This is a genomic window from Cellulosimicrobium cellulans (assembly GCF_016907755.1).
Taxonomy (GTDB): domain Bacteria; phylum Actinomycetota; class Actinomycetes; order Actinomycetales; family Cellulomonadaceae; genus Cellulosimicrobium; species Cellulosimicrobium cellulans_D.
On sequence record NZ_JAFBCN010000001.1, the window covers coordinates 3,440,398 to 3,466,381 of the forward strand.

At 74.9% G+C, this 25,984-nt stretch carries 25 protein-coding genes and 1 tRNA gene; 5 read left to right on the forward strand and 21 right to left on the reverse strand.

Annotated features, from left to right (window positions below):
• The first annotated feature begins 96 nt into the window (after positions 1-96).
• The 3 genes from JOE63_RS15050 to JOE63_RS15060 all read left to right on the forward strand — a co-directional run bounded on the left by JOE63_RS15050 (position 97) and on the right by JOE63_RS15060 (position 2,475).
• A complete protein-coding gene (locus tag JOE63_RS15050; protein ID WP_204542414.1) occupies positions 97-957 on the forward strand; it encodes an aldo/keto reductase in 861 nt (286 codons plus the stop codon).
• Between the two features lie 43 nt (positions 958-1,000).
• Positions 1,001-1,933 (forward strand): aldo/keto reductase, encoded by a 933-nt coding sequence (locus JOE63_RS15055; protein WP_204542416.1) that lies wholly within the window; start codon positions 1,001-1,003, stop codon positions 1,931-1,933.
• A gap of 92 nt (positions 1,934-2,025) precedes the next feature.
• Complete coding sequence (locus JOE63_RS15060) at positions 2,026-2,475, forward strand: hypothetical protein (RefSeq protein ID WP_204542418.1); 450 nt, start codon at positions 2,026-2,028, stop codon at positions 2,473-2,475.
• Between the two features lie 78 nt (positions 2,476-2,553).
• Here the strand turns inward: JOE63_RS15060 and JOE63_RS15065 are convergent, their stop codons facing one another.
• Positions 2,554-3,399 (reverse strand): aldo/keto reductase, encoded by an 846-nt coding sequence (locus JOE63_RS15065; protein WP_204542420.1) that lies wholly within the window; start codon positions 3,397-3,399, stop codon positions 2,554-2,556.
• Between the two features lie 171 nt (positions 3,400-3,570).
• On the opposite strand from JOE63_RS15065, the gene JOE63_RS15070 reads away from it, so the two are divergent.
• On the forward strand, positions 3,571-4,548 hold the full coding sequence (locus JOE63_RS15070; protein ID WP_204542422.1) for an SH3 domain-containing protein: 978 nt from the start codon (positions 3,571-3,573) through the stop codon (positions 4,546-4,548).
• Between the two features lie 14 nt (positions 4,549-4,562).
• Here the strand turns inward: JOE63_RS15070 and JOE63_RS15075 are convergent, their stop codons facing one another.
• The 16 genes from JOE63_RS15075 to JOE63_RS15150 form a co-directional block, all read right to left on the reverse strand.
• Complete coding sequence (locus JOE63_RS15075; RefSeq protein ID WP_204542424.1) at positions 4,563-5,141, reverse strand: hypothetical protein; 579 nt, start codon at positions 5,139-5,141, stop codon at positions 4,563-4,565.
• Between the two features lie 678 nt (positions 5,142-5,819).
• Positions 5,820-7,202: an iron uptake transporter deferrochelatase/peroxidase subunit gene (gene efeB, locus JOE63_RS15080; RefSeq protein WP_204542427.1), complete on the reverse strand. Its 1,383-nt coding sequence runs from the start codon at positions 7,200-7,202 to the stop codon at positions 5,820-5,822.
• Positions 7,203-7,221: 19 nt separating this feature from the next.
• On the reverse strand, positions 7,222-8,436 hold the full coding sequence (gene efeO / locus JOE63_RS15085) for an iron uptake system protein EfeO (protein ID WP_204542429.1): 1,215 nt from the start codon (positions 8,434-8,436) through the stop codon (positions 7,222-7,224).
• Positions 8,433-9,308, reverse strand: coding sequence for an iron uptake transporter permease EfeU (gene efeU / locus JOE63_RS15090; protein WP_204542432.1), 876 nt, complete (start codon positions 9,306-9,308; stop codon positions 8,433-8,435). Before efeU ends, efeO begins: the two co-directional genes overlap by 4 nt.
• A 370-nt stretch (positions 9,309-9,678) precedes the next feature.
• A tRNA-Ala gene (locus JOE63_RS15095) sits at positions 9,679-9,751 on the reverse strand.
• 79 nt (positions 9,752-9,830) lie between these two features.
• Positions 9,831-10,511: a histidine phosphatase family protein gene (locus JOE63_RS15100; RefSeq protein ID WP_087469343.1), complete on the reverse strand. Its 681-nt coding sequence runs from the start codon at positions 10,509-10,511 to the stop codon at positions 9,831-9,833.
• Positions 10,508-10,954: a ribosome silencing factor gene (rsfS, locus tag JOE63_RS15105; protein WP_087469344.1), complete on the reverse strand. Its 447-nt coding sequence runs from the start codon at positions 10,952-10,954 to the stop codon at positions 10,508-10,510. Before rsfS ends, JOE63_RS15100 begins: the two co-directional genes overlap by 4 nt.
• Before the next feature lie 25 nt (positions 10,955-10,979).
• Positions 10,980-12,083: a hypothetical protein gene (locus JOE63_RS15110; RefSeq protein WP_157759422.1), complete on the reverse strand. Its 1,104-nt coding sequence runs from the start codon at positions 12,081-12,083 to the stop codon at positions 10,980-10,982.
• Positions 12,076-12,681 (reverse strand): nicotinate-nucleotide adenylyltransferase, encoded by a 606-nt coding sequence (gene nadD / locus JOE63_RS15115; RefSeq protein WP_087469346.1) that lies wholly within the window; start codon positions 12,679-12,681, stop codon positions 12,076-12,078. Before nadD ends, JOE63_RS15110 begins: the two co-directional genes overlap by 8 nt.
• 43 nt (positions 12,682-12,724) lie before the next feature.
• Positions 12,725-12,880, reverse strand: coding sequence for a hypothetical protein (locus tag JOE63_RS15120; RefSeq protein ID WP_021483496.1), 156 nt, complete (start codon positions 12,878-12,880; stop codon positions 12,725-12,727).
• 191 nt (positions 12,881-13,071) lie between these two features.
• Positions 13,072-14,418, reverse strand: a complete 1,347-nt coding sequence (locus JOE63_RS15125; protein ID WP_087469347.1) for a glutamate-5-semialdehyde dehydrogenase — start codon at positions 14,416-14,418, stop codon at positions 13,072-13,074.
• 53 nt (positions 14,419-14,471) lie between these two features.
• Positions 14,472-15,599: a glutamate 5-kinase gene (gene proB, locus JOE63_RS15130; protein WP_087472429.1), complete on the reverse strand. Its 1,128-nt coding sequence runs from the start codon at positions 15,597-15,599 to the stop codon at positions 14,472-14,474.
• A 150-nt stretch (positions 15,600-15,749) separates the two neighbouring features.
• A complete protein-coding gene (obgE, locus tag JOE63_RS15135; RefSeq protein WP_087469348.1) occupies positions 15,750-17,270 on the reverse strand; it encodes a GTPase ObgE in 1,521 nt (506 codons plus the stop codon).
• A gap of 93 nt (positions 17,271-17,363) precedes the next feature.
• Positions 17,364-17,621 carry a 50S ribosomal protein L27 gene (gene rpmA, locus JOE63_RS15140; RefSeq protein WP_047234735.1) on the reverse strand — a complete coding sequence of 86 codons (258 nt, stop codon included), beginning with the start codon at positions 17,619-17,621 and terminating at the stop codon, positions 17,364-17,366.
• A gap of 86 nt (positions 17,622-17,707) precedes the next feature.
• A complete protein-coding gene (gene rplU, locus JOE63_RS15145; protein ID WP_047234734.1) occupies positions 17,708-18,028 on the reverse strand; it encodes a 50S ribosomal protein L21 in 321 nt (106 codons plus the stop codon).
• A 228-nt stretch (positions 18,029-18,256) separates the two neighbouring features.
• On the reverse strand, positions 18,257-18,463 hold the full coding sequence (locus JOE63_RS15150) for a dodecin family protein (RefSeq protein WP_087469349.1): 207 nt from the start codon (positions 18,461-18,463) through the stop codon (positions 18,257-18,259).
• 170 nt (positions 18,464-18,633) lie between these two features.
• Between JOE63_RS15150 and JOE63_RS15155 the strand changes: the two genes are divergently transcribed.
• The gene (locus JOE63_RS15155; RefSeq protein ID WP_204542434.1) at positions 18,634-19,290 is read left to right on the forward strand and encodes a protein-L-isoaspartate O-methyltransferase family protein; all 657 of its coding nucleotides are present in this window, start codon (positions 18,634-18,636) and stop codon (positions 19,288-19,290) included.
• On the opposite strand, the gene JOE63_RS15160 is transcribed toward JOE63_RS15155, so the two are convergent.
• The 4 genes from JOE63_RS15160 to JOE63_RS15175 all read right to left on the reverse strand — a co-directional run bounded on the left by JOE63_RS15160 (position 19,233) and on the right by JOE63_RS15175 (position 25,589).
• Positions 19,233-19,922, reverse strand: coding sequence for a thymidine kinase (locus JOE63_RS15160; protein WP_204542436.1), 690 nt, complete (start codon positions 19,920-19,922; stop codon positions 19,233-19,235). The two genes, JOE63_RS15155 and JOE63_RS15160, sit on opposite strands and share 58 nt — an antisense overlap.
• 58 nt (positions 19,923-19,980) lie before the next feature.
• Positions 19,981-21,441 carry a 5'-nucleotidase gene (locus JOE63_RS15165; RefSeq protein WP_204542438.1) on the reverse strand — a complete coding sequence of 487 codons (1,461 nt, stop codon included), beginning with the start codon at positions 21,439-21,441 and terminating at the stop codon, positions 19,981-19,983.
• A 63-nt stretch (positions 21,442-21,504) separates the two neighbouring features.
• The gene (locus tag JOE63_RS15170; RefSeq protein ID WP_307840133.1) at positions 21,505-22,116 is read right to left on the reverse strand and encodes a GNAT family N-acetyltransferase; all 612 of its coding nucleotides are present in this window, start codon (positions 22,114-22,116) and stop codon (positions 21,505-21,507) included.
• A complete protein-coding gene (locus tag JOE63_RS15175) occupies positions 22,113-25,589 on the reverse strand; it encodes an Rne/Rng family ribonuclease (RefSeq protein WP_204542440.1) in 3,477 nt (1,158 codons plus the stop codon). The genes JOE63_RS15170 and JOE63_RS15175 overlap by 4 nt, the downstream gene beginning before the upstream one ends.
• Positions 25,590-25,984: the final 395 nt, after the last annotated feature.

A 25,984-nucleotide genomic window follows, 5' to 3' on the forward strand; every position in this document is an offset into this window, starting at 1 on the left:
TCGAGCAGTCCCGGTGGGTCGTCTCGCACCGCCCGGAGCCCCCCCCTCGCGGGCGGGCGACGCCCCTTCCTACCCCTGAAACGTGAGGAAGTCCCCATGCAGCAGCGCACTCTCGGATCCCGGACGGTCTCCGCGATCGGCCTCGGCGGCATGCCGATGTCGATCGAGGGGCGACCGGACGAGGCCCGCTCCGTCGCGACGGTCCACGCCGCGCTCGACGCGGGCGTCACGCTGATCGACACGGCCGACGCCTACCACCTGCACGCCGACGAGGTCGGGCACAACGAGGAGCTGATCGCCCGCGCGCTGCGCTCCTCCGGCGTCGACACGTCCGACGTCCTCGTCGCGACCAAGGGCGGTCACCTGCGCCCCGGCGACGGGACCTGGACGCGCAACGGCGACCCGACCTACCTCAAGCAGGCCGCGAAGGAGTCCGCGCGCCGGCTCGGGGTCGACGCGATCGGGCTGTACCAGTTCCACCGCCCCGACCCGACGGTCCCCTACGCCGACTCGATCGGTGCGCTCGTCGAGCTGCTCGACGAGGGGGTGATCCAGCAGGCCGGGATCTCCAACGCCGACGTGGCGCAGATCGACCTCGCGAACGAGATCCTCGGCGGCCGCCTCGCGTCGGTCCAGAACCAGTTCTCACCGCGCTTCCGCTCGAGCCAGGGCGAGCTCGAGCACTGCGCGGCGCTCGGCGTCGCGTTCCTCCCGTGGAGCCCGCTCGGCGGGATCGCGAACGCGAGCGAGCTCGGGACGCGCCACGCCGTCTTCCAGGAGGTCGCCGACGCGCACGGCGTGAGCGTCTACCAGGTCACGCTCGCGTGGGAGCTCGCGCTCGCGCCCGTCGTCGTCCCCATCCCCGGCGCCTCGCGGCCGGAGTCGATCCGGGACTCTGCCGCCGCCGCCGACCTCGTCCTGACCCCGGAGGAGGTCGCACGGCTCTCCGCCGCGTGACGACCTGCCGGAACCCGCCCACCCCCGCGAAGGAGCTCCACCGATGAAGACCTTCACCCTGCCCGGCACCGACCTCGTCGTGCCGAACGTCGTCCTCGGCCTCATGCGCATCCAGGACAAGACCGACGACGAGGTCCGCACGCTCGTGCGCACCGCCCGCGACGCCGGCATCACGTTCCTCGACCACGCCGACGTGTACGGCACCGACCTGCACGGCTGCGAGCGCCGCTTCGCCGAGGCGCTCGACCTCTCCGCCGCCGAGCGCGCGGAGTGGGTCATCCAGTCCAAGGCCGGGATCGTGCGCGAGGGCCCGTACTTCGACTACTCGTACGAGCACCTCGTCGCCTCGGTCGAGGGCTCGCTCGACGCGCTGCGCACGGACTACCTCGACATCCTCCTGCTGCACCGGCCCGACGCCCTCGTCGAGCCCGAGGAGGTCGCGCGCGCGTTCGACGACCTGCACGCCGCCGGCAAGGTGCGCGCGTTCGGGGTCTCCAACCACACGCCCGGTCAGATCGAGCTGCTGCGCCGGGACGTGGAGCAGCCGATCGTCGCGAACCAGCTCCAGCTCTCGATCACGCACGCGCCCGTCGTCGCGCAGGGCGTCGCGGCGAACATGCAGGGCCTCGACCAGTCGGTCAGCAGGGACGGCGGGATCCTCGACTACTGCCGCCTGCACGACATCACCGTCCAGGCGTGGTCGCCGTTCCAGGCGGGCTTCTTCACGGGCGTGTTCCTCGGCTCGCCGGAGTACCCCGAGCTGAACGCCGTGATCGACCGGCTCGCCGCCCGGTACGACGTGCCGCCCATCGCGATCGCGACGGCCTGGATCACGCGGCACCCGGCACGGATGCAGGTCGTGCTCGGCACGACGAGCCCCGAGCGCGTCGCGGGCGCGGCCCTCGGCTCCGACGTGCCGCTCACGCGCGCCGAGTGGTACGAGCTGTTCCGCGCCGCGGGCTACACCGTCCCCTGACGGTCGTACCACGGAGGGCGCCCCGGACCCCCGTGCCGAAGGTCACGCACGGGCCGTCCGGGGCGCCCCGTACGGCGGTCTAGGCTCGTGCCGTGGCGACCTTCTCGGCAGTGACCCGGCAGCACATCCTCCAGGCGATCGCGGACTGGGACGACCGGGGCCGGGACGCGTTCCTCGGGGTCTACGGGTTCACCGCGACCCCGGGCACGCCCCTCCTCCACGAGGACCGGGCGTACGACGCCCAGGCGATCCTCGGCGTCGCGCACCGGTACGCGACCGGGCGCGTGGCGACGGCCGAGGAGTTCCGCAACAGCCCCGTCGGCGTCGCCGACCTGCTCCGCAAGCGTGGGTTCGACGTGCCCGGCGCCGCCCCTGCGGCGCCGGCGCCCGCGCGCCGGACCGCGGCGAAGGCCACGACGGCTCCCCGTACGCCCCGGCGCACGACGACGCCGCGCGCGTCCGAGCCCGAGAAGCCGCCGGCCGTGTGCCCCACGTGCTTCACGGTCCTGCCCGCGACGGGCATCTGCGACGACTGCGGCTGACCGGGTCTCCCGACGCACGACGAAGGGCGCCGTCCGACCGGACGGCGCCCTTCGTCGTGCGTTCGCTGCGGTACCGGGTCAGTTGACCTCGGACGGGTGCGCGCTCACGCGTCCCGAGCCGTCGCCGGTGTCGAGGGCGTCGATCGCGGCGACCTCGTCGGCGGTGAGCTCGAACCCGAAGAGGTCGAAGTTCTCCGCCATGCGCTCCTTGCGCGACGACTTGGGGAACACGATGAAGCCGCGCTGCAGGTGCCAGCGCAGGACCGCCTGCGCGGGGGTCACGCCGTGGGCGGTCGCGGCGTCGACGACGGCCTGCTTCTCGAACAGCGGGTACTTGCCCTGGCCGAGCGGGCCCCAGGCCTCGATCTTCGTGCCGTGCGCGTCGGCCCACGCGAGCACGTCGCGCTGCTGGTAGGCCGGGTGCAGCTCGATCTGGTCGACGGCGGGGACGACGCCCGTGTCCGCGACGATCCGGTCGAGGTGCTCGGGCAGGTGGTTCGAGACGCCGATCGAGCGCGCCAGGCCGGCGTCGCGGATCTCGACGAGCTTGGCCCAGGCGTTCGTGTACTGGTCCTGGGCGGGCGCCGGCCAGTGCGTGAGGTAGAGATCGACGAACTCGAGGCCGAGCTTGTCGAGGCTCTCGCGGATCGCGTCGTGCGGCTGCTCGCCGGACTGGCGGTCGTTCCAGAGCTTCGTCGTGACGAACAGCTCGTCGCGCGCGACGCCGCTCTTCGCGATCGCGGCGCCGACGCCCTCCTCGTTGCGGTAGATCGCCGCCGTGTCGAGGTGGCGGTAGCCGACCTCGAGGGCCTCGCTCACGGCCTTCTCGGCCTCGTCCGGCGGTACGAGGAAGACGCCGAAGCCGAGCTGGGGGATGGTGTGCCCGGAGTTGAGCGTCACGGTCGGGACTGTGGGAGCGGTCATGCCCTCCAGCGTAGGAACCGGGCGTCCAGCCGTCCAACGACTGCCGGTGGTGCGACTCAGCGCTCCCGCTCATGAGTCCCTGACCTGCTGCGCGGGAGCCGGGCTGGACTTTGTAGATCACGGTTTGGTTACATGGGCGCGGTCCTGACCACGAACGAACCGGAGCGCACCATGTCCCGAGGCCGCCACAGCGCCGCCCCCGCAGCGCCCGCGCGCGCGTTCCGGCTCCCGGCCCTGCCCGCTCTTCCGGCACTCCCGGCACGCGCCCTCAAGCTCCCGGCGCTCGCCCTGGTCGGGCTGCTCGGCGCAGGCGTGGTCGGCGCGGGCCCCCAGCCCGCCGAGGGCAACCCCGACCTCGCGCCGCTGAGCGTCGAGCCGACCGCCGGGTCGACCGTGGAGCGCGGCACCGGGGCCGCCAGCCGGTCCGCCGCGCGCGTCGCACCGCCCGCCACGACGCAGGAGTCCCCGCTCGTCGAGACGGCCGCGCAGATCACGGTCGTGCCGGCCGCCGAGGCCGCCCCGCCGGCCCCGGCCGTCCCCGTCGCCACCGGCCAGCTCTGGACGACCGACGCCGTCAACGTCCGCACCGGGCCGTCGGCCGACGCCGAGCGTGTCGCGACCGCCGCGTTCGCCACCGCCGTCGACGTCACCGGCGCGACCGAGGGCGAGTGGAGCCAGGTCGTGTGGGGCGGCGCCGCGGCCTGGATCAAGTCGAGCTTCCTCGCGCAGACGCAGCCCGAGGCGCCGGCGGCGACGGCCGCGAGCAGCGGGTCGGGGGCGAGCGGGATCTCCGACGCCGCGTGCTCCGTGAGCTCCGGGATCGAGTCGTCCCTCCGGTCCAACGCCCGTGCGGTCTACCGGGCGGTGTGCGCGATCTTCCCGCAGGTGACGTCCTACGGCGGGATCCGGCCGGGCGACAGCGGCGACCACGGCACCGGTCGGGCCCTGGACATCATGATCACGGGCGAGACGGGCTGGGAGATCGCCCGCTACCTCCAGGCCAACGCCGGGGCGCTCGGGATCACCTACCTCATCTACCAGCAGCAGATCTGGATGGCCGGAGACCCCGCGAGCGCGTGGTCCGGCATGGAGGACCGCGGCGGCACGACCGCGAACCACTTCGACCACGTGCACGTCAGCACCTCGTAGGCCACGACCGCCGGTCACGGTACGACGTCGGAGAACAGCCTCCTGCCCAGGGCGTCCACGTCCGACGCGTCGCGGGTCAGCCCTACGTAGCCGCTGCGCTCGACGACGAAGACGTCGGACGGGGCCGCGGCCGTCAGCCGCGACACCCAGGAACGCTCGTGGCGGTAGGTGACCACCTGGACGCCGTCGGCGACCAGCCGCAGCACCACGTCGACGAGCCCGGGGTGCGCGGGCAGCGGAGCAGGACCGTCCTCGTCGTCGTACCCGGCGTCCTCTGGGCCCGACCCGCCCGAGAGCTGGAGCGACCGCAGGTGCGGCACGTGCGTGAGGAACGCGCCGTCGGCGCCGCCGAGGCTCAGTGACAGGCGCTCAACGGCGGTGTGCCGCAGCACCGAGAGGTCCACGTCCCGGGTCCCGCCGGCCAGGTGCAGCTCGGTGAGCGCGGGCAGCTGCACCAGCGCCTCGAGCCCGGCGAGCAATCCGCCGACGACGTTCACGTGCAGCCGCCGGAGGTCGGTGCACTCCGCCAGCGGCGCGAGGCGCCCGGAGAGCGGCCCGCCGCTCGGCCGCCCGCTGCCCCGGGCGTGCAGCAAACCACCGGGGATCCGCGCCAGGATGCCCAGCGAGCCACCTCCCCACCTGTGCCACCTTCTCGGGGAGCACGGGGACGTCGTCCACGGCAGGCGCCGGCGGCGAGGTGGGGGCAGCAGTGGACGAAGGGTCGGACCTCGACACCGCCGCGTGCTTCGCGACAGCCCGGCGGATCGTCGCGACCTTCGGAGCACCCCGCTCGGCGGTCTCCGCCGGGAGCCGGTCGAGGACGGTCAGGTCCGCCCGGGCCGCGAGCGCGAGGAGCGCCCAGAGCGCCCGCGCGTCGAGCGCACCCGCGAGGCTCGACGCGTCGAGGCCGGCGGCCGCCCCGAGGTCCGGGTCCTCGAACACCCGCAGGGCAGCTCGCTCCAGCGCGGGATCGCTCGGGAGCCGCGAGGCGCCCTTGACCGCGTGGGGCTGGTTCGAGTACCGGTCGAACCGGGCCAGCAGCTGCTCCGCCCGCTCCGCACCCACAGCATCCGAGAGCGCGGCGAGGACGTCGGTCGGACCCGACATGTGAGCCTCCGTTCACTGCATCGGGGGGTCAGGGCGGTACCGAGCTCCGACGGCACCGACACCGCGAGCGGCGTCCTCGCGACCCTATCGGTCCCGTCCGGGGCCCGGACGCCCGCGCGCCCGTGACCCCACGGCCCCCGTCGCGTGGACACGCACGACGCCGGTCACGCGAAGAGCTCCTGGCCGACGAACGCGGTGCTCGTGCCGTCGAGGAGGCCGGTGTCGTCGCGGACGCCTGCCGGGACGGCCCAGATCCCCGACCCGGTGTGGCGCAGGTACTCCATCATGGGGTCGTCACGCGAAAGGGTCGTCTGCATCGGGACGTACTGCGTCGCGGGGTCGCGCACGTAGGCGAGGAAGAAGAGCCCGGCGTCGAGGCGCCCGAGGCCGTCCGAGCCGTCGGTGTAGTTGTAGCCGCGGCGTAGCATCCGCGCCCCGGCGTTGCGCGTGGGGTGCGCGAGCGCGACGTGCGCCGACGGGTCGATGAGCGGCTCGTCGCCGCGGCCCGTGACCGTGAAGTCGGGCTCGGTGAACTCGTCGCCGCCGGAGAGCGGCGCACCCGACCCCTTGGTGCGCCCGACGATCGCCTCCTGCTCGCGCAGGGGCGCCCGGTCCCACGTCTCGATGGTCATGCGGATGCGCCGGGCGACGAGGTAGGAGCCTCCGGCGAGCCAGACGGCCGCCGGGTCGTCGGCGGGCGCGACCCACACGTGCTCGTCCAGCGCCTCGCTCTCCTCGGCCTTGACGTTCGCCGTGCCGTCCTTGAACCCGAACAGGTTGCGCGGCGTCGCCTGCGCGGTGGACGTCGACGACGTGCGGCCGTACCCGAGCTGGCTCCACCGGACGCTCGCGGTCCCGAACGCCAGCCGTGCGAGGTTACGGATCGCGTGCACCGCGACCTGCGGGTCGTCGGCGCACGCCTGGACCGCGAGGTCTCCCCCGCAGCGCGCCTCCTCGAGCGCGTCCGCCGGGAAGTGCGGCAGGTCCTGGAGCAGCGCGGGCCGACGCCCGTCGAGCCCGAACCGGTCGACGCCGTCGGCCGTGCGGAACAGCGACGGCCCGAACCCGAACGTCAGGGTGAGGTTCGACGCGGGCAGCTCCTGGGCCTCCCCGGTGTCGTCGGGCGGCGCGTCGTAGGGCCCGGACACCGGCCCGAACGTGCCCGCCGGCAGGCCGCGCGTCATGCGCGCCGCCGCGGCGGTCCACGCCGTCAGCAGCGCGACCAGGTCGTCGCGCGACGTCGTCGTGAGGTCCCACGTGGCGAAGTGGAGCCGGTCCTGCGCGGGCGTCGCGACGCCCGCCTGGTGCGCACCCGCGAACGGGACGACGTCGTCCGGTCCGACGGCCGCCGTCGGGCCCGAGGGCCCGTCCGTCGCACGGGCCGCCGCGTACCCGCCCGCGGCCCCGGCCGCGAGCAGCCCCGCGCCCGCCGCGCCCAGGAGGGCGCGACGGGAGAGGCGCGGGGACGCGCTCGGGCGCACCGGCGTCGCGTCCGCCGGAGCGGTCTCGGCCGCGTCCTCCGGCACGGGGATCTCGGGCTGGGTCATCGCACGCTCACGTCCCTGGTCAGAGGACGACCGCGGCGGTGAGCTGCGACAGCGGCTCGCTCAGCGCATCGACACCGTCGGCGAGCGTCTTCACCTGGTCGGCCGTGAGATCGGTGTAGAGCACGAACCCGTCGCCGTCGCGGTACTGGTCGAGCTCCTCCTGGAGCGCGGCGAACCGGGCGTCGAGGTCGTCGGTGAGCTCGGTGTCCTTCGCGAGGACCACGTCGCGCAGGCCCTCGTAGGCGACCTTCGCGCCGTCGAGGTTCGCCTGGAAGTCCCACAGGTCGGTGTGCGACCAGATCTCCTCCTCGCCCGTGACCTTGCCCGTGGCGACCTCGTCCAGCAGGCCCTTGGCACCGTTGCCGATCGCCGCCGCGTCGATCTGCTCGGCGAAGGACGCCTCGTGCGTCCGGTCGTAGAGCTCCTGCGTGTCGGCGAGGAGCTGGTCGGCGTACTGCGTGCGCTGCGCCTCGGTGAGCGGGACGTACTCCGTGCCGCCGTTCGCGTCCGGGGCCGGCGGCCACAGGTCCTTCTCCAGCAGGTGCCAGCCCGTCCACTCCTGGCCCGCCTCGAGGTCGGCCTCGCGCAGGTCCATGCGCGGGTCGAGGTCGCCGAACGACTCCGCGACCGGCTCGATGCGCTCCCAGTGCACGCGGACCGGGGCGTAGAGCTCGCGCGCCGCGTCGTCGTCGCCCGCCGCGTAGGCGTCGACGAACTCCTGGGTCCCCGTGAGGAGCTGCTCGGTCTGGTCCTTGACGTACGCGACGTAGTTCGTCGCCGCGGCCTGGACCTGGTCGGCGACCTCGCCCGTCGGCTCGACGACGGCGCCCGAGTCCGTGACGGTGAAGTCGGCCCGGATGCCGTCTCCGACCATGCCCGGCTTGCACGCCGTGACGTACGAGCCGGGCTTCGCGGTGAGGACCAGGTCGCGGGTGATGCCGGGGCCGATGTTCTCGACCTCGGACACGATGCGCAGGCCGTCCTCGGCGAGCAGGTAGAACTCGGTGACCTGGCTCCCGTCGTTCGTCACGGAGAACACCAGGTGGCCCGACGGCGCCTCGGTCGCCGACACGTCGCACGCGTCGTCCGTCGAGCTCACCGTGAGCGCCGTCGGCCCGTCGGCCCCGGGGCTCGTCGCACCCGTCGGGTCGTTCGGCGTGCAGGCGGCCAGCGGGACGAGCAGGACGGCGGCGAGCAGGGGTGCGGCTGCGCGCGAGGCCCGGGTGCGGGTCATCGGTCTCCTCCGAGAGGTGCGGTGTTCGTGACAGGGGCGGGCGCGGGCTTCGCCGGCGCGCCGGGGGACGGTCCGAACCAGACGGTCCGGACGAAGAAGAACAGGGTCGGCACGAGGTAGAGCCACCAGGCCGCGAGCTCGAGCCACGTCGTCGCGGGCGAGAAGTTGAAGACGCCCTTGAGCACCGTGCCGTACCAGCTCGACGGCGGGATCTGCGCCGACACGTCGAACGCCAGGTTGTGGAGACCGGGGAGGATGCCCGCCTCCTGGAGGTCGTGGACCCCGTAGGAGAGCACGCCCGCGGCCACCACGATGAGGAACAGCCCGGTCCAGGCGAAGAAGAGCCGCAGGTTCAGGCGGAGCGCCCCGCGATAGACGGCCCACGCGAGCCCGACCGCGACGGCGATGCCGAGCACGGCGCCCAGCAGGGGCCGGGTCGTCGCCCCGGTCGCCTGGGCGCCGGCCCACAGGAACAGCGCGGTCTCGAGCCCCTCGCGCCCGACGGCGAGCACCGCCATGACGACGACGGCCCACCGGCCCGCGGCGATCGCGTCGTCGAGCTTGTGCTGCAGGTCCGCCTTGAGGTGTCGCGCCGTGCGACCCATCCAGAAGATCATCCAGGTGATGAGCCCGACGGCGAGGATCGAGAGCGTGCCGCCGATCGCCTCCTGCGCCTCGAACGACAGCCCTTGGGGGCCGAACGTGAGCGCCGCGCCGAAGCCGAGGGAGACCAGCACGGCCACGCCGACGCCGGACCACAGCGCGGGCAGCAGGTCGCGGCGCCCGGTCTTGACCAGGTACGCGACGAGGATGGAGACGACGAGCGACGCCTCGAGCCCCTCGCGCAGACCGATGAGGAAGTTCGCGAACACGGATCCTGACCCTCCGGGACGTCCCGAGTCCTGGAGCAGGGGTACGGGAACCGATCGTTCAGGCCGCGCGTTATTAGGCCAGCCTGTGCTAACTCCGCAGATGCTACTCCTCGCCGTCATCGGCTCCGACCCCAGGGACCCGATGCGGACCGCCGCGGCCGTGATGGTCGTCACAGCGATCACCACGGCGGTCGTCGCCGGGGTGCTGTGCGCGGGCGCCCTCACCGTGCCGCTCGTGACGTGGCTCCCCGGCGCGCCGACGACGCTGTCGACCCGGCGTCGCACCGGTAGGCCGGTCGCTGCCGTGGAACGACGAAGGCCACGTCCGATCCCTGTGCGGGATCCGACGTGGCCTTCGACCGTTGACGGGTGGAGCTGAGGGGACTCGAACCCCTGACCCCCTGCATGCCATGCAGGTGCGCTACCAGCTGCGCCACAGCCCCGTGGATCTGCGAAGATCCTGGTCAAGCACTGGATGAACACTCCCCCGGCCGGTTTCCCGTCCTGCGGAGCGTCGCTAGTCTACGCAGAAACCGGCTCCAGATTCCAATCCGGTCCCGCGTTCCACTCGTCGAGCGGGAACCCGGCACCGACGTTGTGCGCCACCAGGCGCCACGCGGGCGTCGCCGCAGGAGCAGAGCGGTGCAGGTGGGACCAGTGGACGTTGTGCAGGCCGGAGATCCCGCGCCAGCCCTCCGGGTCCAGCCCGAGCAGCGCGGTGACGGCGAGCGTGATCGCGGCGCCGTGGGACACGACGACGAGGGTGTCGTCGCTCTCGAGGGACTCGACGTGCTCGGTGACGGCCTCGACGAGGCGCGCCGCGACGGCGGCCTTGGTCTCGGCGCCCGCGCGCGTGGGCTCCTCGCCCCGGCGCCACGCCGCGTACTCCTCCGGCCAGCGCTCGGCGATCTCCGGGCCCGTGAGCCCCTCCCACTCCCCGAAGCCGCGCTCGCGCAGCCGGGAGTCGAACAGCACGTCCGCTCCGATGGCCGCGGCGTACGCGCGTGCGGTGTCGGCCGCCCGCACGAGGTCCGACGCGACGACACGCGTCGCACGGTGCGCGCTCGCGAGAGCCTTCGCGCCGTGCTCGGCCTGCCACTGCCCGACGCCGTCGAGCGGGATGTCGACCTGGCCCTGCAGGCGCATCGTGGCGTTGTACGCGGTCCGGCCGTGGCGCAGGAGGACGAGCGTCCCGGCGCTCACGCCAGGGGCTCCCCCGACAGCCGGATGGTGCCGTCGCCGCGGGTCGTGTCGTCCGCGTCGTCGGCCGTGCCGTCGCCGCCGCGCGCGTCCTCGGGGAGCTCGACGACGGGGCAGTCCTTCCACAGGCGCTCGAGCGCGTAGTAGACGCGGTCCTCGGAGTGCTGCACGTGCACGACGACGTCGCCGAAGTCGATGAGGACCCAGCGTGCCTCCTGCTTGCCCTCGCGACGGATCGGCTTGGACCCCGCCTTGAACATCGCCTCCTCGACCGCGTCGACGATCGCCGAGACCTGGCGCTCGCTCGACCCGGACGCGATGAGGAACACGTCCGTGAGGACGAGCTGCTCGCTCACGTCGAGCGCGATGATCTCCTCGGCCTTGCGGTCGGACGCCGCCCGCGCCGCGATGACGGCGAGCTCTACGGCTCGTTCGGTGGCAGTCACGTGTCTCCGTTCATGGTGCGGCCGCTCAGCGGCCGGTGTCGAGGGTGCCGGGGTCGTCCCCCGTGGACACGGCGGTCGCCGCGGCGCTCGTGTCCTCGGTGGCGAGACCCGGGTCGTCGCGCGAGACGAGCGTCCACACGAGCAGGCCGAGGACGAACGCCACGGCGACGAGGATGAGGTAGTGCAGCCACGTGTACGAGGGGCCGCGCGGCTCGTCGTCGAGGTCGTCGTCCGCCTCGTCGTCGAGCTCGTCCGCGCGGGCGCGCACACGGGGGAAGAGGTCGTCGGACGGGCCGCCGGCGGCGACGGGTGCTGCGGCCGCCGTCTCGCGCACGCCGCCGAAGGGCGAGGCGGGCTCGCGGCCCGCGCTCGCGGGCTCGGGTGCCGAGCCCGAGGTGATCGCCGACCACGGGAGCGCGGCCCCCGGGGCCTCGGCGGCCGCGGCCGGCGGAGCCGCGGGCCGCGCGGCAGCCGGTGTGCGCTCGGGTGCGGGCGCTGCGGTCGCACCCCACGGAGACGGGGCGGGTGCGGGAGCCGGCGTGGCGGGGGGCGCGGCCGGTGCCGCGGCGGGGGCCGAGAAGGCCGACAAGCGCTGAGGCTGGGCAGGCGGCGCCTCGGGCGCTCCGACCCGGCCGACCGGTGCGGACCCGAACCCGGTCACGGGGGCGGACGGCGTCGGGGGCCGGACGGGGCCGGTGGCGCCCGCCGCGGCGGGCCGCGGCGTGCCCGCGGGCGGGCGGGAGCTCGTGCGCGTCGGCACCACGGGCGTCGGGGCCGGCGGGCGGATCGCGACCCGCTCCGCGGTCTCCTGGACCGGGGTGAGCCGACCGGTCTCGTCGAGGCCACGCATGCCGCCCGAGGCGGCCGGCGGGCGCACGACGGACGGCTGCGACGGGTAGTCCGTCGGGCCGGTCGTCTCGCGCATCGTGCGGCGCGACGGCGGCGGTGTCGCCGGAGCAGCGGGCCGCGCGGGCGCAGGCTGCTGCCACCCGCCGGCGCCGGGCGCCGGGGCGGGTGGAGGCGTGGCGGGCTGCGCGGACCGCTCGGCCGCGGCCGCCTGCTCGCGCTCGCGCATCTCGCGCCGCGTGAGGGGGCGGACGGGCTGCATGTTGCTGCCGTTGTCACTCATCGTGCTGACCTCGATACAAACCGTGCTTGGCGATGTACTGGACCACGCCGTCCGGAACCAGGTACCACACCGGCTGGCCCGCCTCCGCACGCCGACGACAGTCCGTCGACGAGATGGCGAGGGCCGGCACCTCGAGCATGGTGACCACGCCCGGCGGCAGACCCTCGACGCTCAGGCGGTGGCCCGGGCGGGAGACAGCCACGAAGTGTGCCATCTTCCACAGCTCGTCGGCATCCTTCCAGGTCAGGATCTGCTCGATCGCGTCCGCCCCCGTGATGAAGAAGAGCTCCGCGTCCGGTCGCGCGTCCCGCAGGTCGCGCAGCGTGTCGACCGTGAAGGTCAGTCCCGGCCGGTCGACGTCGACCCGGCTCACCGTGAAGCGCGGGTTCGAGGCGGTCGCGATGACCGTCATGAGGTACCGGTGCTCGGCCGGGCTGACGCTCTGGTGCTGCTTGAACGACGGCTTGCCCGTGGGGACGAACACGACCTCGTCGAGGTCGAACCGCGCCGCGGCCTCGCTCGCCGCGACGAGGTGGCCGTGGTGGATGGGGTCGAACGTGCCACCCATCACCCCCAGGCGGGGACGGCGCGGGCTCATCGGGACGTCATCGGTCGCGGGCGCTTCCGTCGTTCGCTACCGGTCAGTGCCGCGTGCCGACGCTGCGGAACGCGTAGGTGACGAGCAGCAGGGCCACGAGCCCGCCGAACCCGAGCAGTCCGTAGGCGAGCGGCGGGATGGGCAGGTGCGACGCGGCCTCGGCGCCTTCCTCGGCGGCCAGCACGACGGCAGAGATCACGACGTCCTCCTCGAAGGTCGTCCCCGGGGCGGACGGTGTCGTGCCGCGGTCCGGGGTGGTGCGGTGGAACGGTACGCCTGCCGGGACCGGCCCGACGGCGGACCGGACGGGCTCCGGTCGCCGACCAGTCTCTCACGACCGTCCGGCGGCCCGGTCCGGCAGGTATCAGGTACTTGCCGACGAACCGCTCGTCACGGACGAACGTGACCGTCCCCGTGCACGACCCATTTTGTCGTCGTGAGCTCGGCGAGGCCCATGGGGCCGCGCGCGTGGAGCTTCTGCGTCGAGATGCCGATCTCCGCACCGAGGCCGAACTGGCCGCCGTCGGTGAACCGCGTCGACGCGTTGACCATGATCGCCGCGGAGTCGAGCTCCGCGACGAACCGCTCCGAGGACGCGAGGTCGCGCGTGACGATCGCCTCGGTGTGCCCGGACGTCCACGTGCGGACGTGCTCGATCGCGGCGTCGAGGTCGTCGACCACGCGCACGGCGATCTCCGGCGCGAGGTACTCGGTCGCCCAGTCCTCGTCGGTGGCCGCGAGCACCTCGGTACCCTCGGGTGCGAGGCCGGCCGTGCGGTCGTCGCCGTGCACGACGACGCCGGCCGCGGTCAGCGCGGCGAGGGCGGCCGGCAGGAAGTCGGGCGCGGCGTCCGCGTGGACCAGGAGCGTCTCGGCGGCGTTGCACACGCCCACCCGCTGCGTCTTGGCGTTGAGCAGGATCTCGAGCGCCATCGCCCGGTCGGCGCTCGCGTCCACGTACACGTGGACGTTGCCGACGCCGGTCTCGATGACGGGGACGGTCGACTCACGCACCACCGTGCGGATGAGGTCGGCCCCGCCGCGCGGCACCAGCACGTCGACGAGCCCGCGCGCGTGCATGAGCGCGACGGCGCCCGGACGCCCGTGGCGGTCGATCGACTGCACGAGGTCGCCGGGCAGCCCCTGCGCCTCGAGCGCGCGGGCGAGCACGCCCACGATCACCTCGTTGGAGCTCGCGGCCGCGGACCCGCCGCGCAGGATCACGGCGTTGCCGCTCTTCAGCGCGAGCCCCGCGGCGTCGACCGTCACGTTCGGCCGTGCCTCGTAGATCATGCCGACGACGCCCATGGGCACGCGGAGCTGGCGCAGGCGCAGCCCGTTCGGCAGCGTCGATCCGCGCACGACCTCGCCCACCGGGTCCGGCAGGCCCGCGAGGGCGCGCAGCGCGTCGGCGATCGCGACGATGCGGGGGCCGTCGAGCGCGAGCCGGTCGAGCAGGCCCTCGCTCATGCCGTTCGCGCGCTCGCGCGCGAGGTCGACGGCGTTCGCAGCCACGATCTCGTCCGTCGCCGCGACGAGCGCGTCGGCGAGCGCGAGGAGGGCGGCGTCCTTGGTCGCGCGCGTGGCGGTGGCCAGCGTGCGCGAGGCGACCTTGGCGCGGCGCGCGACGTCCTCGACGGCGCTCGCGACGTCGGTCCCGGTGCCGGTTGCGGCCGGACCGGCGGGCTGGGGCTCGGTGGCGCCCGCGACGACGGGCGCGTCCTCGGTGGTGGTCATGGACCGAGCCTACGTCGGTCGACCTCGCGCCGGGGGCGCCGTCCGACCGCCGGTCAGCGGCCCCGCTTGCGCACCAGGACGAGGTCGTCGCGGTGCACGACCTCGCGGTCGTAGCCCTCGCCCAGCTCGGCCCGCAGCTCGCCCGTCGACCGGCCGAGGAGGTCCGGGATGTCGCGGGACTCGAACGCGACGAGCCCGCGCGCGACCACGCGTCCGTCCGACGTCACGAGCTCGACCGGGTCCCCGGCGTCGAACTCCCCCTCGACGGCCGTGACCCCCGCGGGCAGGAGGGACGCGCGCCCGCCCTGCACGGCCTGCACCGCGCCGTCGTCGAGGACGAGCCGACCGCGGGTTCGCGCGGCGTGCGCGAGCCAGAGGCGCCGGCGCGTCGTCCGCTTGCCGGTCGCGGCGAACCACGTCCCGACGGCGTCGCCCGCGAGCGCGGCGGCCGCGTTCTGCGCCTTCGTCAGCACGACGGGGATGCCGGTGCCGGTCGCGATGGAGACGGACTCGAGCTTGGTCAGCATCCCCCCGGTCCCGACCGCGCTCCCCCGGCCCGTGACCTCGACACCCTCGATGTCGGCGGGAGAACGCACCTCGGCGATCCGGCGCGTGCCGGGACGCGACGGCGGTCCGTCGTAGAGGCCGTCGACGTCGGTGAGCAAAACCATCGCGTCGGCGCGCACGAGGTGGGAGACGAGCGCGGCGAGGCGGTCGTTGTCGCCGAACCGGATCTCGTCCGTCGCGACGGCGTCGTTCTCGTTGACGATGGGCACGACGCCGAGGTCGAGGAGCCGCTCGAGCGAGCGCTGGGCGTTGCGGTAGTGCCCGCGGCGCACGGTGTCCTCGGCGGTGAGCAGCACCTGCCCGACGCGCAGCCCGTGCCCCGCGAACGCCTCCGTGTAGCGGGCGACGAGCATGCCCTGCCCGACCGAGGCGGTCGCCTGCGCCGTCGCGAGGTCGCGCGGTCGGCTCGCGAGCCCCAGGGGCCCGATCCCCGCGGCGATCGCGCCGGACGTGACGAGGACGACCTGGCCGCCCGCCGCGCGTCGCGCCGCGAGGACGTCGACGAGGGCGCGCAGGGCGGTGAGGTCGAGGTGCCCGTCCGCGCCGGTGAGCGAGGACGAGCCGATCTTCACCACCACGCGGTGGGCGGAGGCGATCTCGGAGCGGGAGGACAGGGCGTTCACGCGTCCATCATCGCCGCCTGCCGCTCCCGGGCGCGCAGGATTTCACGGACCAGGACGCCCCGGACCGGCTGTGGGCACGGAATGGGCCCGGTCCCCACGAGGGGACCGGGGCCCATTCCCCGCCCACAACGGATATCCGCGTCAGTCCGCGTCGGGGTCCGTCCAGGTCCCCGCCTCGCGCTCGGTCCACAGCTCGCGGCGGGCCTCGGCCTTGGCGTCCATGCGCTCGTGGTGCTCGCGACGCTTCTCCGAGCGCGTGGGGCGCAGGCGCTCGTCGAGGCGGTTGTCGGAGCCGCGCGGGCCGCCGAGCAGCTCGGAGCCGGTCATGAGCGTCGGCTCCCAGTCGAACACGACGGCGTTGGCGTCGGTGCCGATGCGCACCTCGTCGCCCCCGACGGCCCCGGCGGCGAAGAGCTTCTCCTCCACGCCCAGGCGGGCGAGGCGGTCGGCGAGGTAGCCGACGGCCTCGTCGTTGCTGAAGTCCGTCTGGCGCACCCAGCGCTCGGGCTTGGCGCCACGCACCTCGAACCAGTAGTCCGTGGCCCCGCCCTTGCGCGTGACGGTGAACCCGGCCTCGTCGACGGCGCGCGGCCGCAGCACGACGCGCGTCGGCTCGGGCGCGGGCGCCTCGGCGCGGGCCTTCTCGACGAGCTCGGCGAGCGCGTAGGTCAGCGGGCGCAGGCCCTCGTGGCTGGCCGTCGAGATCTCGAAGACGCGCAGACCGCGCGCCTCGAGGTCGGGCTTGACGAGGTCGGCGAGCTCGCGCGCCTCGGGCACGTCGATCTTGTTGAGGACGACGAGCCGCGGGCGCTCGGTCAGCGGCACGCGCCCGCCCTCGATGTCGAGGTCCTGGGCGTAGGCGGCGAGCTCCGCCTCGATGACGTCGAGGTCGCTGATCGGGTCGCGGCCCGGCTCGAGCGTCGCGCAGTCCAGGACGTGCACGATCACGGCGGTGCGCTCGATGTGGCGCAGGAACTCGAGCCCGAGGCCCTTGCCCTCGCTCGCGCCCGGGATGAGCCCCGGGACGTCCGCGACGGTGAACCGCGCGGAGCCTGCCTGCACGACGCCGAGGTTCGGCACGAGCGTGGTGAACGGGTAGTCGGCGATCTTGGGCCGCGCGGCGGAGATGGCCGCGACGAGCGAGGACTTGCCCGCGCTGGGGTATCCCACGAGCGCGACGTCGGCGATGGTCTTCAGCTCGAGGACGACGTCCCGCTCCTCGCCCGGCTCGCCGAGCAGAGCGAAGCCGGGCGCCTTGCGGCGCGGGGACGACAGCGCGGCGTTGCCGAGCCCGCCGCGACCGCCCTCGGCGATGACGTACTCCGCGCCGTCGCCGACGAGGTCGGCGAGGACGGCGCCGTCCGCCGTCTTGACGACCGTGCCGTCCGGCACGCGCAGGACGAGGTCCTCGCCGTTCGCGCCGTCGCGGTCGTCGCCCATGCCCTGGGTGCCCGACGTCGCGTGCCGGTGCGGCGAGTGGTGGTACTCGAGCAGCGTGGTCGTCTGCGCGTCGACCACGAGGCGGACCGTCCCGCCATCACCGCCGTTGCCGCCGTCGGGGCCGGCGAGCGGCTTGAACTTCTCGCGACGGACCGAGGCGCACCCGTTCCCGCCGTTGCCGCCGGAGACGTGCAGGACGACACGGTCGACGAAGCTGGCCATGGAACGATCCTCTCAGAGGTGGGTGTGCGAGAAACAGCAGGAGGGGCGCACCGCGTCGGTGCGCCCCTCCTGCTCGAAGCCTGTGGCTGTCGCTCAGCCCTCGACGGCGACGATGTCGATGACCTTGCGGCCACGACGCGTGCCGAACTGGACCGCACCGGCGGCCAGGGCGAACAGCGTGTCGTCCTTGCCGCGGCCGACGTTCTCACCGGGGTGGAAGTGCGTGCCGCGCTGGCGGACGATGATCTCGCCCGACTTGACGACCTGACCGCCGAAGCGCTTCACGCCGAGGCGCTGGGCGTTCGAGTCGCGACCGTTGCGCGAGGAGCTCGCGCCCTTCTTGTGTGCCATGACGAACCTGCTTTCGTGCTGGTTGCTGAGGGAGGGTGCCGGTCGGCGCGGGGCGGCCCGTGGCCGCTACCTCGCGCCGGGCGAGGTCACTTGATGCCGGTGACCTTGAGGCGGGTCAGCTGCTGGCGGTGACCCTGACGACGGCGGTAACCGGTCTTGTTCTTGTACCGCAGGATCGTGATCTTCGGACCCTTCTCGTCCCGCACGACCTCGGCGGTGACCTTGACCTTCGCGAGCTTCGCCGCGTCGGTGGTCACCTTCTCCCCGTCCACCAGCAGGAGAGCGGGCAGCTCGAGGGACTCACCGACCTTGGCGGACACCCGGTCCACCACGACGATGTCGCCGACTGAAACCTTCTCCTGGCGGCCACCGGCCTTGACGATCGCGTACACCACGTTGCTGCTCATCTCTCCTAGTCTTGGCGTGCTCGTCACGGCGAGTTCGTCTTGGAGACTCCGGCCACGCCGCGGCGTGCGAGTGCGAGTCGTCCGTGGGCACACGGGACCGGCGCGCCTGGGCGCGCCGACGTTCAAGACTACGGATCCCTGGCCTGCAGGTCAAATGACGTCTGCCGGTCCCGCGACGACGTGCCCGCCGGACCGCCCCCGGGTGCGGCCGCGCCCCCGGGCGCCTCCTCACTCGAGGACGAACGTCACCTCGAGGACGACCTGCCAGGCGACGATGCGCCCGTCCTCGATGTCGACCTTCTGCTCCTTCACCCACGCGCCCGAGACGTTGCGCAGCGTGCTCGCCGCGCGCTCGACCCCGACGCGGACGGCGTCCTCGAAGCTCGTGTCCGACCGTGCGCTGAGATGCGTGATCCGTGCCACCGTGCCGCTCATGCCGTGCTCCCCGGTTCCGGGCGGGCGCACCGGTGCGCCCGCGCACCTCTCGAGCATCCCGCCGCCCGCCCGGCCCCGCCACCCGGGGCGAGGGCCCTCCGGTACCGCGCGGGCGGCCGACCGGGCAGGCGCGGCCCGGTCGTGCCTACGCTGGCCGGGGAGGTGGTCGCATGCGCTCCGCGAGCCCGCCGGGCGGCGCCTCCGGCCACGCCCGGGACGCCGTCGCCGCCGCGATGCGCGTCGTGGACCGCCGCGCGTTCCTCCCCCGCGCGCAGCGGCGTTGGGCCGGCCAGGACCGCCCGCTCGCCATCGGGCACGGCCAGACGAACTCGCAGCCCTCGACCGTCGCGGCGATGCTGCGGCTGCTGGACGTCGCCCCCGCAGCGCGGGTGCTCGACGTCGGCGCCGGCTCCGGGTGGACGACGGCGCTGCTCGCCGTCCTCGTCGGGCCGGCAGGACACGTCCTGGGGGTCGAGCGCGACCCCGACCTCGCCGCGTGGGGCGCGGCGAACCTCGCGACGGCGCACTCGCCGTGGGCGCGCATCGTGACGGCGTCGCGGGGGGTGCTCGGCACGCCGGGCGAGCGCTACGACCGGATCCTCGTGTCCGCCGCGGCCGACGCGCTCCCCGAGGCCCTCGTGGGCCAGCTCGCGCCAGGCGGCAGGATGGTGATCCCCGTCCGGCACACGATGGTGCTCGTCGAGGCCGCGCCGAACGTGCCCGGCGAGCCCGACGAGCCCGGTGGCGTCCGGCTCAGCGAGCACGGCTCCTACTCGTTCGTCCCGCTCGTCGAGGACCCGCCGGACCCTCCCGGGTCGCCCGGCTGAGACCGCCACGGCGCCCCGGGCAGGTGCGCACGGCAGCGCGCCTCGTAGCTCTCCGCGCCGCCGACGTGCGCCGCTACCGGGACGAGCGGGTCGTGCGACCCCGGACCCGCCGCGGCAGCCGCCGGCGCCACCCGTACGTGGAACGCCGCGTCCTCGCCGCACACCGCGCACACGGCCGTGAGCTTGTCGACGCGCTCGGCGAGCGCAGCGAGCGTGGGCAGGGGCTCGAACGGCCGCGCGTCGAACGTCACGTCGAGCCCCGCGACGACCACCACCAGCCCGTCGTCCGCGAGGCGCTGCACGACGTCGACGAGGTCCGGCCCGAAGAAGTGGGCCTCGTCGACCGCGACGAGGTCGAGCGGGGCGCCGTCGCGCACCAGGCGCGCGAGGTCGGCCGCGTCGCGGGCCGTCCGCGACGGGATCGCCAGACCGGAGTGCGAGCTCACCGTGCCCGTCCCCCGCCGGGTGTCGAGCACGTGACCGACCACCTCGACCCGACGTCCCGCGACCTCGGCGCGGCGGACCCGGCGCAGCAGCTCCTCGGTCTTGCCCGCGAACATGGGGCCGCACACCACCTCGACCCGCCCGCCCGCCCGGGGCGGGGCGTCCGGGAGTCGCACGGCGCCGCTCATGCGAGCAGTGAACCACCGACGCACCGGCGCCGCGCGACGCGCGGCCGGCGCCTCCCGGTCAGTGGTGCCGGGCCGAGCCGTTCGACGGCGGGCGGACGGGGAGCGGCTTGGGCTCCCCCGCCGGGCCGAGGACCGAGACGCGGTCGGGCGCGCCGGGGCGGGCGACGTCGCGACGGCTGAGGAGCGTGGTCCCGGTCGACCCGGGGCCCTCGGCGTCGGAGGCACGGCCCGCGGGCTCCGCGGTCACCGCCGCCGGGGGCGCGGTGTCCCCGGCGTCCGCCGGGGCGGGTGCGACGTCGCGTCGCTCGACCTCGTGCGTCGGCTCCACGTCCGGCGCGACGCTCGCCCCCGCGGCGATCCCCGCGAGGCCCGGCCCCCCGACGCCTGGGACGGACCGCACGAGCGGGAGCTCGCGCGTCCCGGTGCGCGCGGCGCGCACAGGCTCCTGCGCCGGCTCCTCCTCGGCGTCGCGCTCCCCCGAGGGCGCGGCCGGGGCCGGCGGGGTCGCGGCCTCACGCCGCGCGGGCGCGGGCGGGGCGGCGTCGGCCGGCCGGGTGCTGCGGGCACCGAGCGTCGGGTCGGCGGGCAGGATGCCACGGTTGAGCTCGCCGTAGGGCACGTGGACCGACGGGGCGACGCGTCGCGCCGCCTCGACGACGGCCCGCTGGTCGTCGAAGAAGATGTGCGGGCGCAGCACCTCGAGCACGCCGTCCTTGTCCACGCCGCCCAGGAAGAACGCGTCGTCGACGGTGACGCCCCAGGACGACAGCGTCGCGACCGCGCGCTCGTGGGCCGGGGCCGAGCGCGCCGTGACGAGCGAGACGTGCACGCGCGGCTGGTACGACGCGTCGGCCGCGTGCCGCTCGCGCTCGACGACCTGGACGCGGTGGATGCCGACGAGGAGCTCGCGCAGCGGGCCGCGCCCGAGCGGGACGTCGGCGTTGAGCTCCTCGTGCTCGCGGAACGACGCGAGGCCGCCGTCCTGGAAGCGGCGCTCCGACGAGTCGTCCGCGAGCACGCCGTCGAAGTCGAACGCGATGCGCAGCTCGTCGCCGGCCTCGTCCGCGAACGTCGGGTCCAGCACGTACCCGGCCGGCAGGCCGAGGTCGACCGCGTCGCGCACGGACCGCTCGTCGGCCGAGAGGAACAGGTCGACGTGCAGCGGCCGGATGAACTCGTGCGGGCTGCGGCCCTGGCGGAAGACGGCGCGCGTGATGTCGAGGTCGTGGTGCCGGATCGAGCGCATGACCCGCAGGCCCGTCTCCGGCGAGTTGCGCGACATCACGATGACCTCGACGAGCGGGTCGTCCGCCGCCGGCGCCAGGTCGTTCAGCGCGAGCAGACGGCGCACGAACCCGAAGGCGACGCCCGGGGCCAGCGCGTCGTCGCGGTGGCGCTCCTGGAAGTCGCGGTACGCCGCCTCCCCCTGCGTGCGGAACACGCGGTCGGACTCGGTGAGGTCGAACAGTGCGGACGAGGCGACGCCGACGACGAGGCGGCCAGAGAGGTCGTAACCCATGGCGGCATGATGCCAGGTGCAGGTGACGGGGACGAAGACGCCGCCGAGCCGGTCACGAGCCGGTCAGGCCCGGACGGCCCACTCCCGGCGCAGGACGCCCAGGACGACCGCGTCGTACCGCGCGCCGTCGACGACGCGCGCGTCCCGGAACCGGCCCTCCTCGACGAGACCGAGCGCTCGGCCGGCGCCGAGCATCGCGGCGTTCCCGGACCACGTCGCGAGGTCGAGGCGGACCCAGTCCGTCACCGAGAACAGGTAGGTGATCCACGCGCCGAGCGCGTCGCGGCCCAGACCGCGGCCGCGCACCGCGGGGTCGTAGAGGCCGATGCCCACGCGCGCCCACTGCGTCTCCGCCGACTCCCAGTACCAGGAGCACGTCCCGACGAGCCGGTCCTCCTCGTCGGCGACCACGACGCGCCGCGGCGGGAGGCCGTCGTCGCCCAGCCCGCCCGGGCGGGCTGCCTGCGCGGCGGCGGCGTGCGCGAGGCGCGCGACCGCCGCGTCGGACGCGGCGTCGTCGGGCACGGGGTAGTACGGCCCGTCCCACCGGTGCCACTCGTGCTCCGGGCGCAGCCACGCACGGTACGCGGCGAGGTCGTCCGCGCGCCACCCGCGCAGGCGGGAGCGGGCCCCGGCGGCGTACAGCGGTACGCCGCCGGGTGCGGTCCCCGTCACTCCTCGCCGGGCTCCGCGTGCGCGTCGTCGCCGGGGATCGACGCGGGGTCCGCGCCGTCGTGCTCGTGCTCGTGGGCGTGCGCCGCGGCCGCGGCGATCGTCGCGAGCGTGGCCTTCACGGCCGCACGCGCCTCCGAGGTGACCTCCGGGAGCACCGGGACGGCCGCCTGCGGGAGGGTGATCGCGGTGTCCTTGGCCGCCGTGGTGCCGGAGCCCGACCCGCGCTTGCGACGCGACCGCGAGCGGCCGGCCTCGGCCGGCTCCTCGACGGCAGGGTTGCTGCCCGTGCCGCTGCCGTGGTCGTGACCCCCGCGACCGTTGCCGCCCGACTTCTCGATCGGGTCGGTGTGCACGATGAACCCGCGCCCGTGGCAGTGCTCGCACGTCTCGCTGAACGCCTCGACGAGGCCCTGGCCGACGCGCTTGCGCGTCATCTGCACGAGCCCGAGCGACGTGACCTCGGCGACCTGGTGCTTGGTCCGGTCGCGGCCCAGGCACTCGACGAGGCGGCGCAGCACGAGGTCGCGGTTGGACTCGAGCACCATGTCGATGAAGTCGATGACGATGATGCCGCCGATGTCGCGCAGCCGGAGCTGGCGGACGATCTCCTCGGCCGCCTCCAGGTTGTTGCGCGTCACCGTCTCCTCGAGCGTGCCGCCCGAGCCCGTGAACTTGCCGGTGTTGACGTCGACGACGGTCATCGCCTCGGTGCGGTCGATGACGAGCGAGCCGCCGGAGGGCAGCCAGACCTTGCGGTCCATGCCCTTGGCGAGCTGCTCGTCGACACGGTGCACCGTGAAGACGTCCTGCGTGCCCGTCCACTTCGAGACGCGCTCGCGCAGGTCCGGCGCGAGCTCCTCGACGTACGAGGAGATCTCGCTCCACGCCCCGTCGCCCTCGACGACGAGCGAGCTGAAGTCGTCGTTGAAGATGTCGCGGACCACGCGGATCGCGAGGTCGGGCTCGCCCTGGAGGAGCGCCGGCGCCGAGGCGCTCTTCGACTTCCTCTCGATGGCCTCCCACTGCCCGCGCAGACGCTCGACGTCGGCGCGCAGCTCCTCCTCGCTCGCGCCCTCGGCGGCGGTGCGCACGATGACGCCCGCGCCGTCGGGCACGACCTCCTTGAGGATCTTCTTGAGGCGGTTGCGCTCCGTGTCGGGCAGCTTGCGGCTGATGCCCGTCATGCCGCCGCCCGGCACGAACACGAGGTAGCGGCCCGCGAGCGTGATCTGCGACGTGAGGCGGGCGCCCTTGTGCCCGATCGGGTCCTTGGTCACCTGGACGAGCACGGAGTCGCCCGACTTGAGCGCCTGCTCGATGCGGCGCGGCTGGCCCTCGAGCCCGGCCGCGTCCCAGTTCACCTCGCCCGCGTACAGCACGGCGTTGCGGCCCTTGCCGACGTCGATGAACGCCGCCTCCATGCTGGGCAGCACGTTCTGGACCCGGCCCAGGTAGACGTTGCCCGCCATGGACGCCTGCGACTGCTGGGAGACGTAGTGCTCGACGAGCACCCCGTCCTCGAGCACGGCGATCTGCGTGCGGCCCGCGCGCTCGCGCACGACCATCGACCGCTCGACCGCCTCACGGCGCGCGAGGAACTCCGCCTCGGTGATGATCTGGCGGCGACGCCCCGCGTCCCGGCCCTCACGGCGGCGCTGGCGCTTCGCCTCCAGGCGCGTCGATCCCTTGAGGGCGGTGACCTCGTCGGCCAGGCTGCGCTCGCGCGGCCGCGAACGGGTCGAGGAGGTCTCGCCGCTCTCGCCCCGCCCACCGCGGCGGCGACGGCGGCGACGGCGGCTGCTGCCCGCCTCGTCCTCGCCGGACTCGGCGTCGGCGGCGTCGTGCTCGGTCTCGTCGGCCTCGGCGTCCGCGCCGGTGTCGGCCGGCTCGTCGCCCTCGGCGGTGGTCTCGTCGCTCTCGTCCTGCTCGCGACCCGCGTCCGGACGACCGCGGCGACCGCGGCCACCACGGCGACGGCGGCGGCGAGGACCGGACTCGGCCTCGTCGGACGCGGCCTGGTCCTCGGGCTCGTCGGGCTCGGCCTCGTCCAGGTCGGCGAAGTCCTCCGGACCGAACGCGTCGTCAGGGAGCTCGATCCCCTCGGCAACGAGCTCCGACTCGATGGCCTCGATCTCCTCGACGGCGGCAGCGTCCTCGCCCGTGAGCGCGACCTCGACCGTCACGTCCACGGCGCGCTCCGACGCCACCGGGGCAGCCGCGGACTTCTTCGGGGACCGCTCGCGCGGCTCGGCCGCGACGGGAGCTGCCTCGGCCGCGGGGGTCGGCTCGACGTGACGCGGCGGGCCGGCCGGGCTCTGGGCGCGGCGGGGTCGGCGCGGCGCGGCCGCGGGATCGGGCGCCTGGAAGAGCAGGGCGGTCGTCGCGAGCCGCGGCGTGCTCGTGCCCGCACCGGTCGCGGCGGGCGAGACGGGCGTCCCGGGAGCGGCCGCGGGCGCCGGTGCGTCGCTGGACGTCGCCTCCGCCGCCTCCTGCGGCTCGGGCACGGCCTCGGCCGAGGCCGCCTTCGAGGTCGCGCGGCGTGAGCGGCGCGCGGGCTTCTTCGGCGCCTCCTGAGGAGCGGGCGCGTCCGCCTCCGGCACGGTCGCCTCGGCGGCGACGGTCGGCGCGTCGGCGGTCGGCGTCACCTCCGCGGCAGGAGCCTCCGCGGCGGGGGCCGTCGTGGTCGGGGCACCGGCCGCGGCGGTCGCGCGGCGCGAGCGGCGCACGGGCTTCTTCTCCGCGGGAGCCTCGGTCGCGGCACCGACGGGCTCTGCGGCCTCGGCAGGCGCGGCCTCCGGCGCCTCGGTCACCTTCGCGTCGCCCGCCGGGGCCGCCTTGCGCGTCGTCCGGGTGCGCTTGGTCTTGCGCGGCGCGTCGGTCGTGCCGAGCAAGGCGTCCGCGTCCGGGCCGGCGGTCGCGGGAGGCGCCTGCTCCGCGGCGGGGGCCGCGCTCAGCCCGAACTCCGAGAGCACGTCGAGCGGGGCGTCGGGCGCGGTGGACGCGGGCTTCCTCGCGCCGCCCTGGGCGCGGCGCGCGGTGCGTCCACGACCCTTCGCTGCGGTCGCCTCCGGTGCCGCCTCGGGCTCGGAGGGCACCGCGGCGTCGTCGACCGCGGGCGCCGGTGCCGCCGCGTCGGCGGCGGGGGTCGCGGGCGCGTCGGCAGCGGGCCCGGCGGACGCGGACGTCGTCCGGGTCGCACGGCGCGAGCGGCGCGCGGGCTTCTCCTCGGCCGCGTCGGGGACGGCCGCCGCGGCGGCCGGGTTCGAGTCCGCGAGCGCCGCGGGCGCGTCGGTGGAGGCGGTCGTACCCTCGGCCGTCGCGACCGGCGCCTGGGGCGGCGCCGCGCTGCGCGTGGCGCGGCGGCGGGCGGGCTTGCGCCCCGCCGGAGTCGAGCCCTCGGCCCGGTCCGGGGCCGCCGCGGCGTCCGCCGTCGACTCGGAGGGGGTGCTGTCGGAAGTGCTGTCGAGCGTCACGCGTCGTGCTCCTGCTGCCACAGGGACCGCCCCGCACCGTGCGGCCCCTCGGGGCGGTCGGTCGTCGCTCGTGACGAGCGCACCGGAGCGCGTCGTCCGGCGACGGAAGTCGTCGGCCACGGCCGCGGTCCGCGTGCGCGGCGCGGGCGCCTGCCACCGGGCCCTTCGCCCCGGTCGGCGCTCCGACTGCCGCGGTCCGCTGGTGCCGCGATCTCGTGCTCGTCGGGAGGGCGATGCGGTGCCCACCCGGCTCCGCCCAGTATCGCACAGGGGCGCGAACGAACCTCGGCGACACGCACCGCGCCCCGGGCCGCGGGTCCCGGCAGAGCAGGACCATGGTCCCGGGGGCTTGTGAACATAGTCACAAGCGGTCGATTTTCAGCACTTGACGTCAT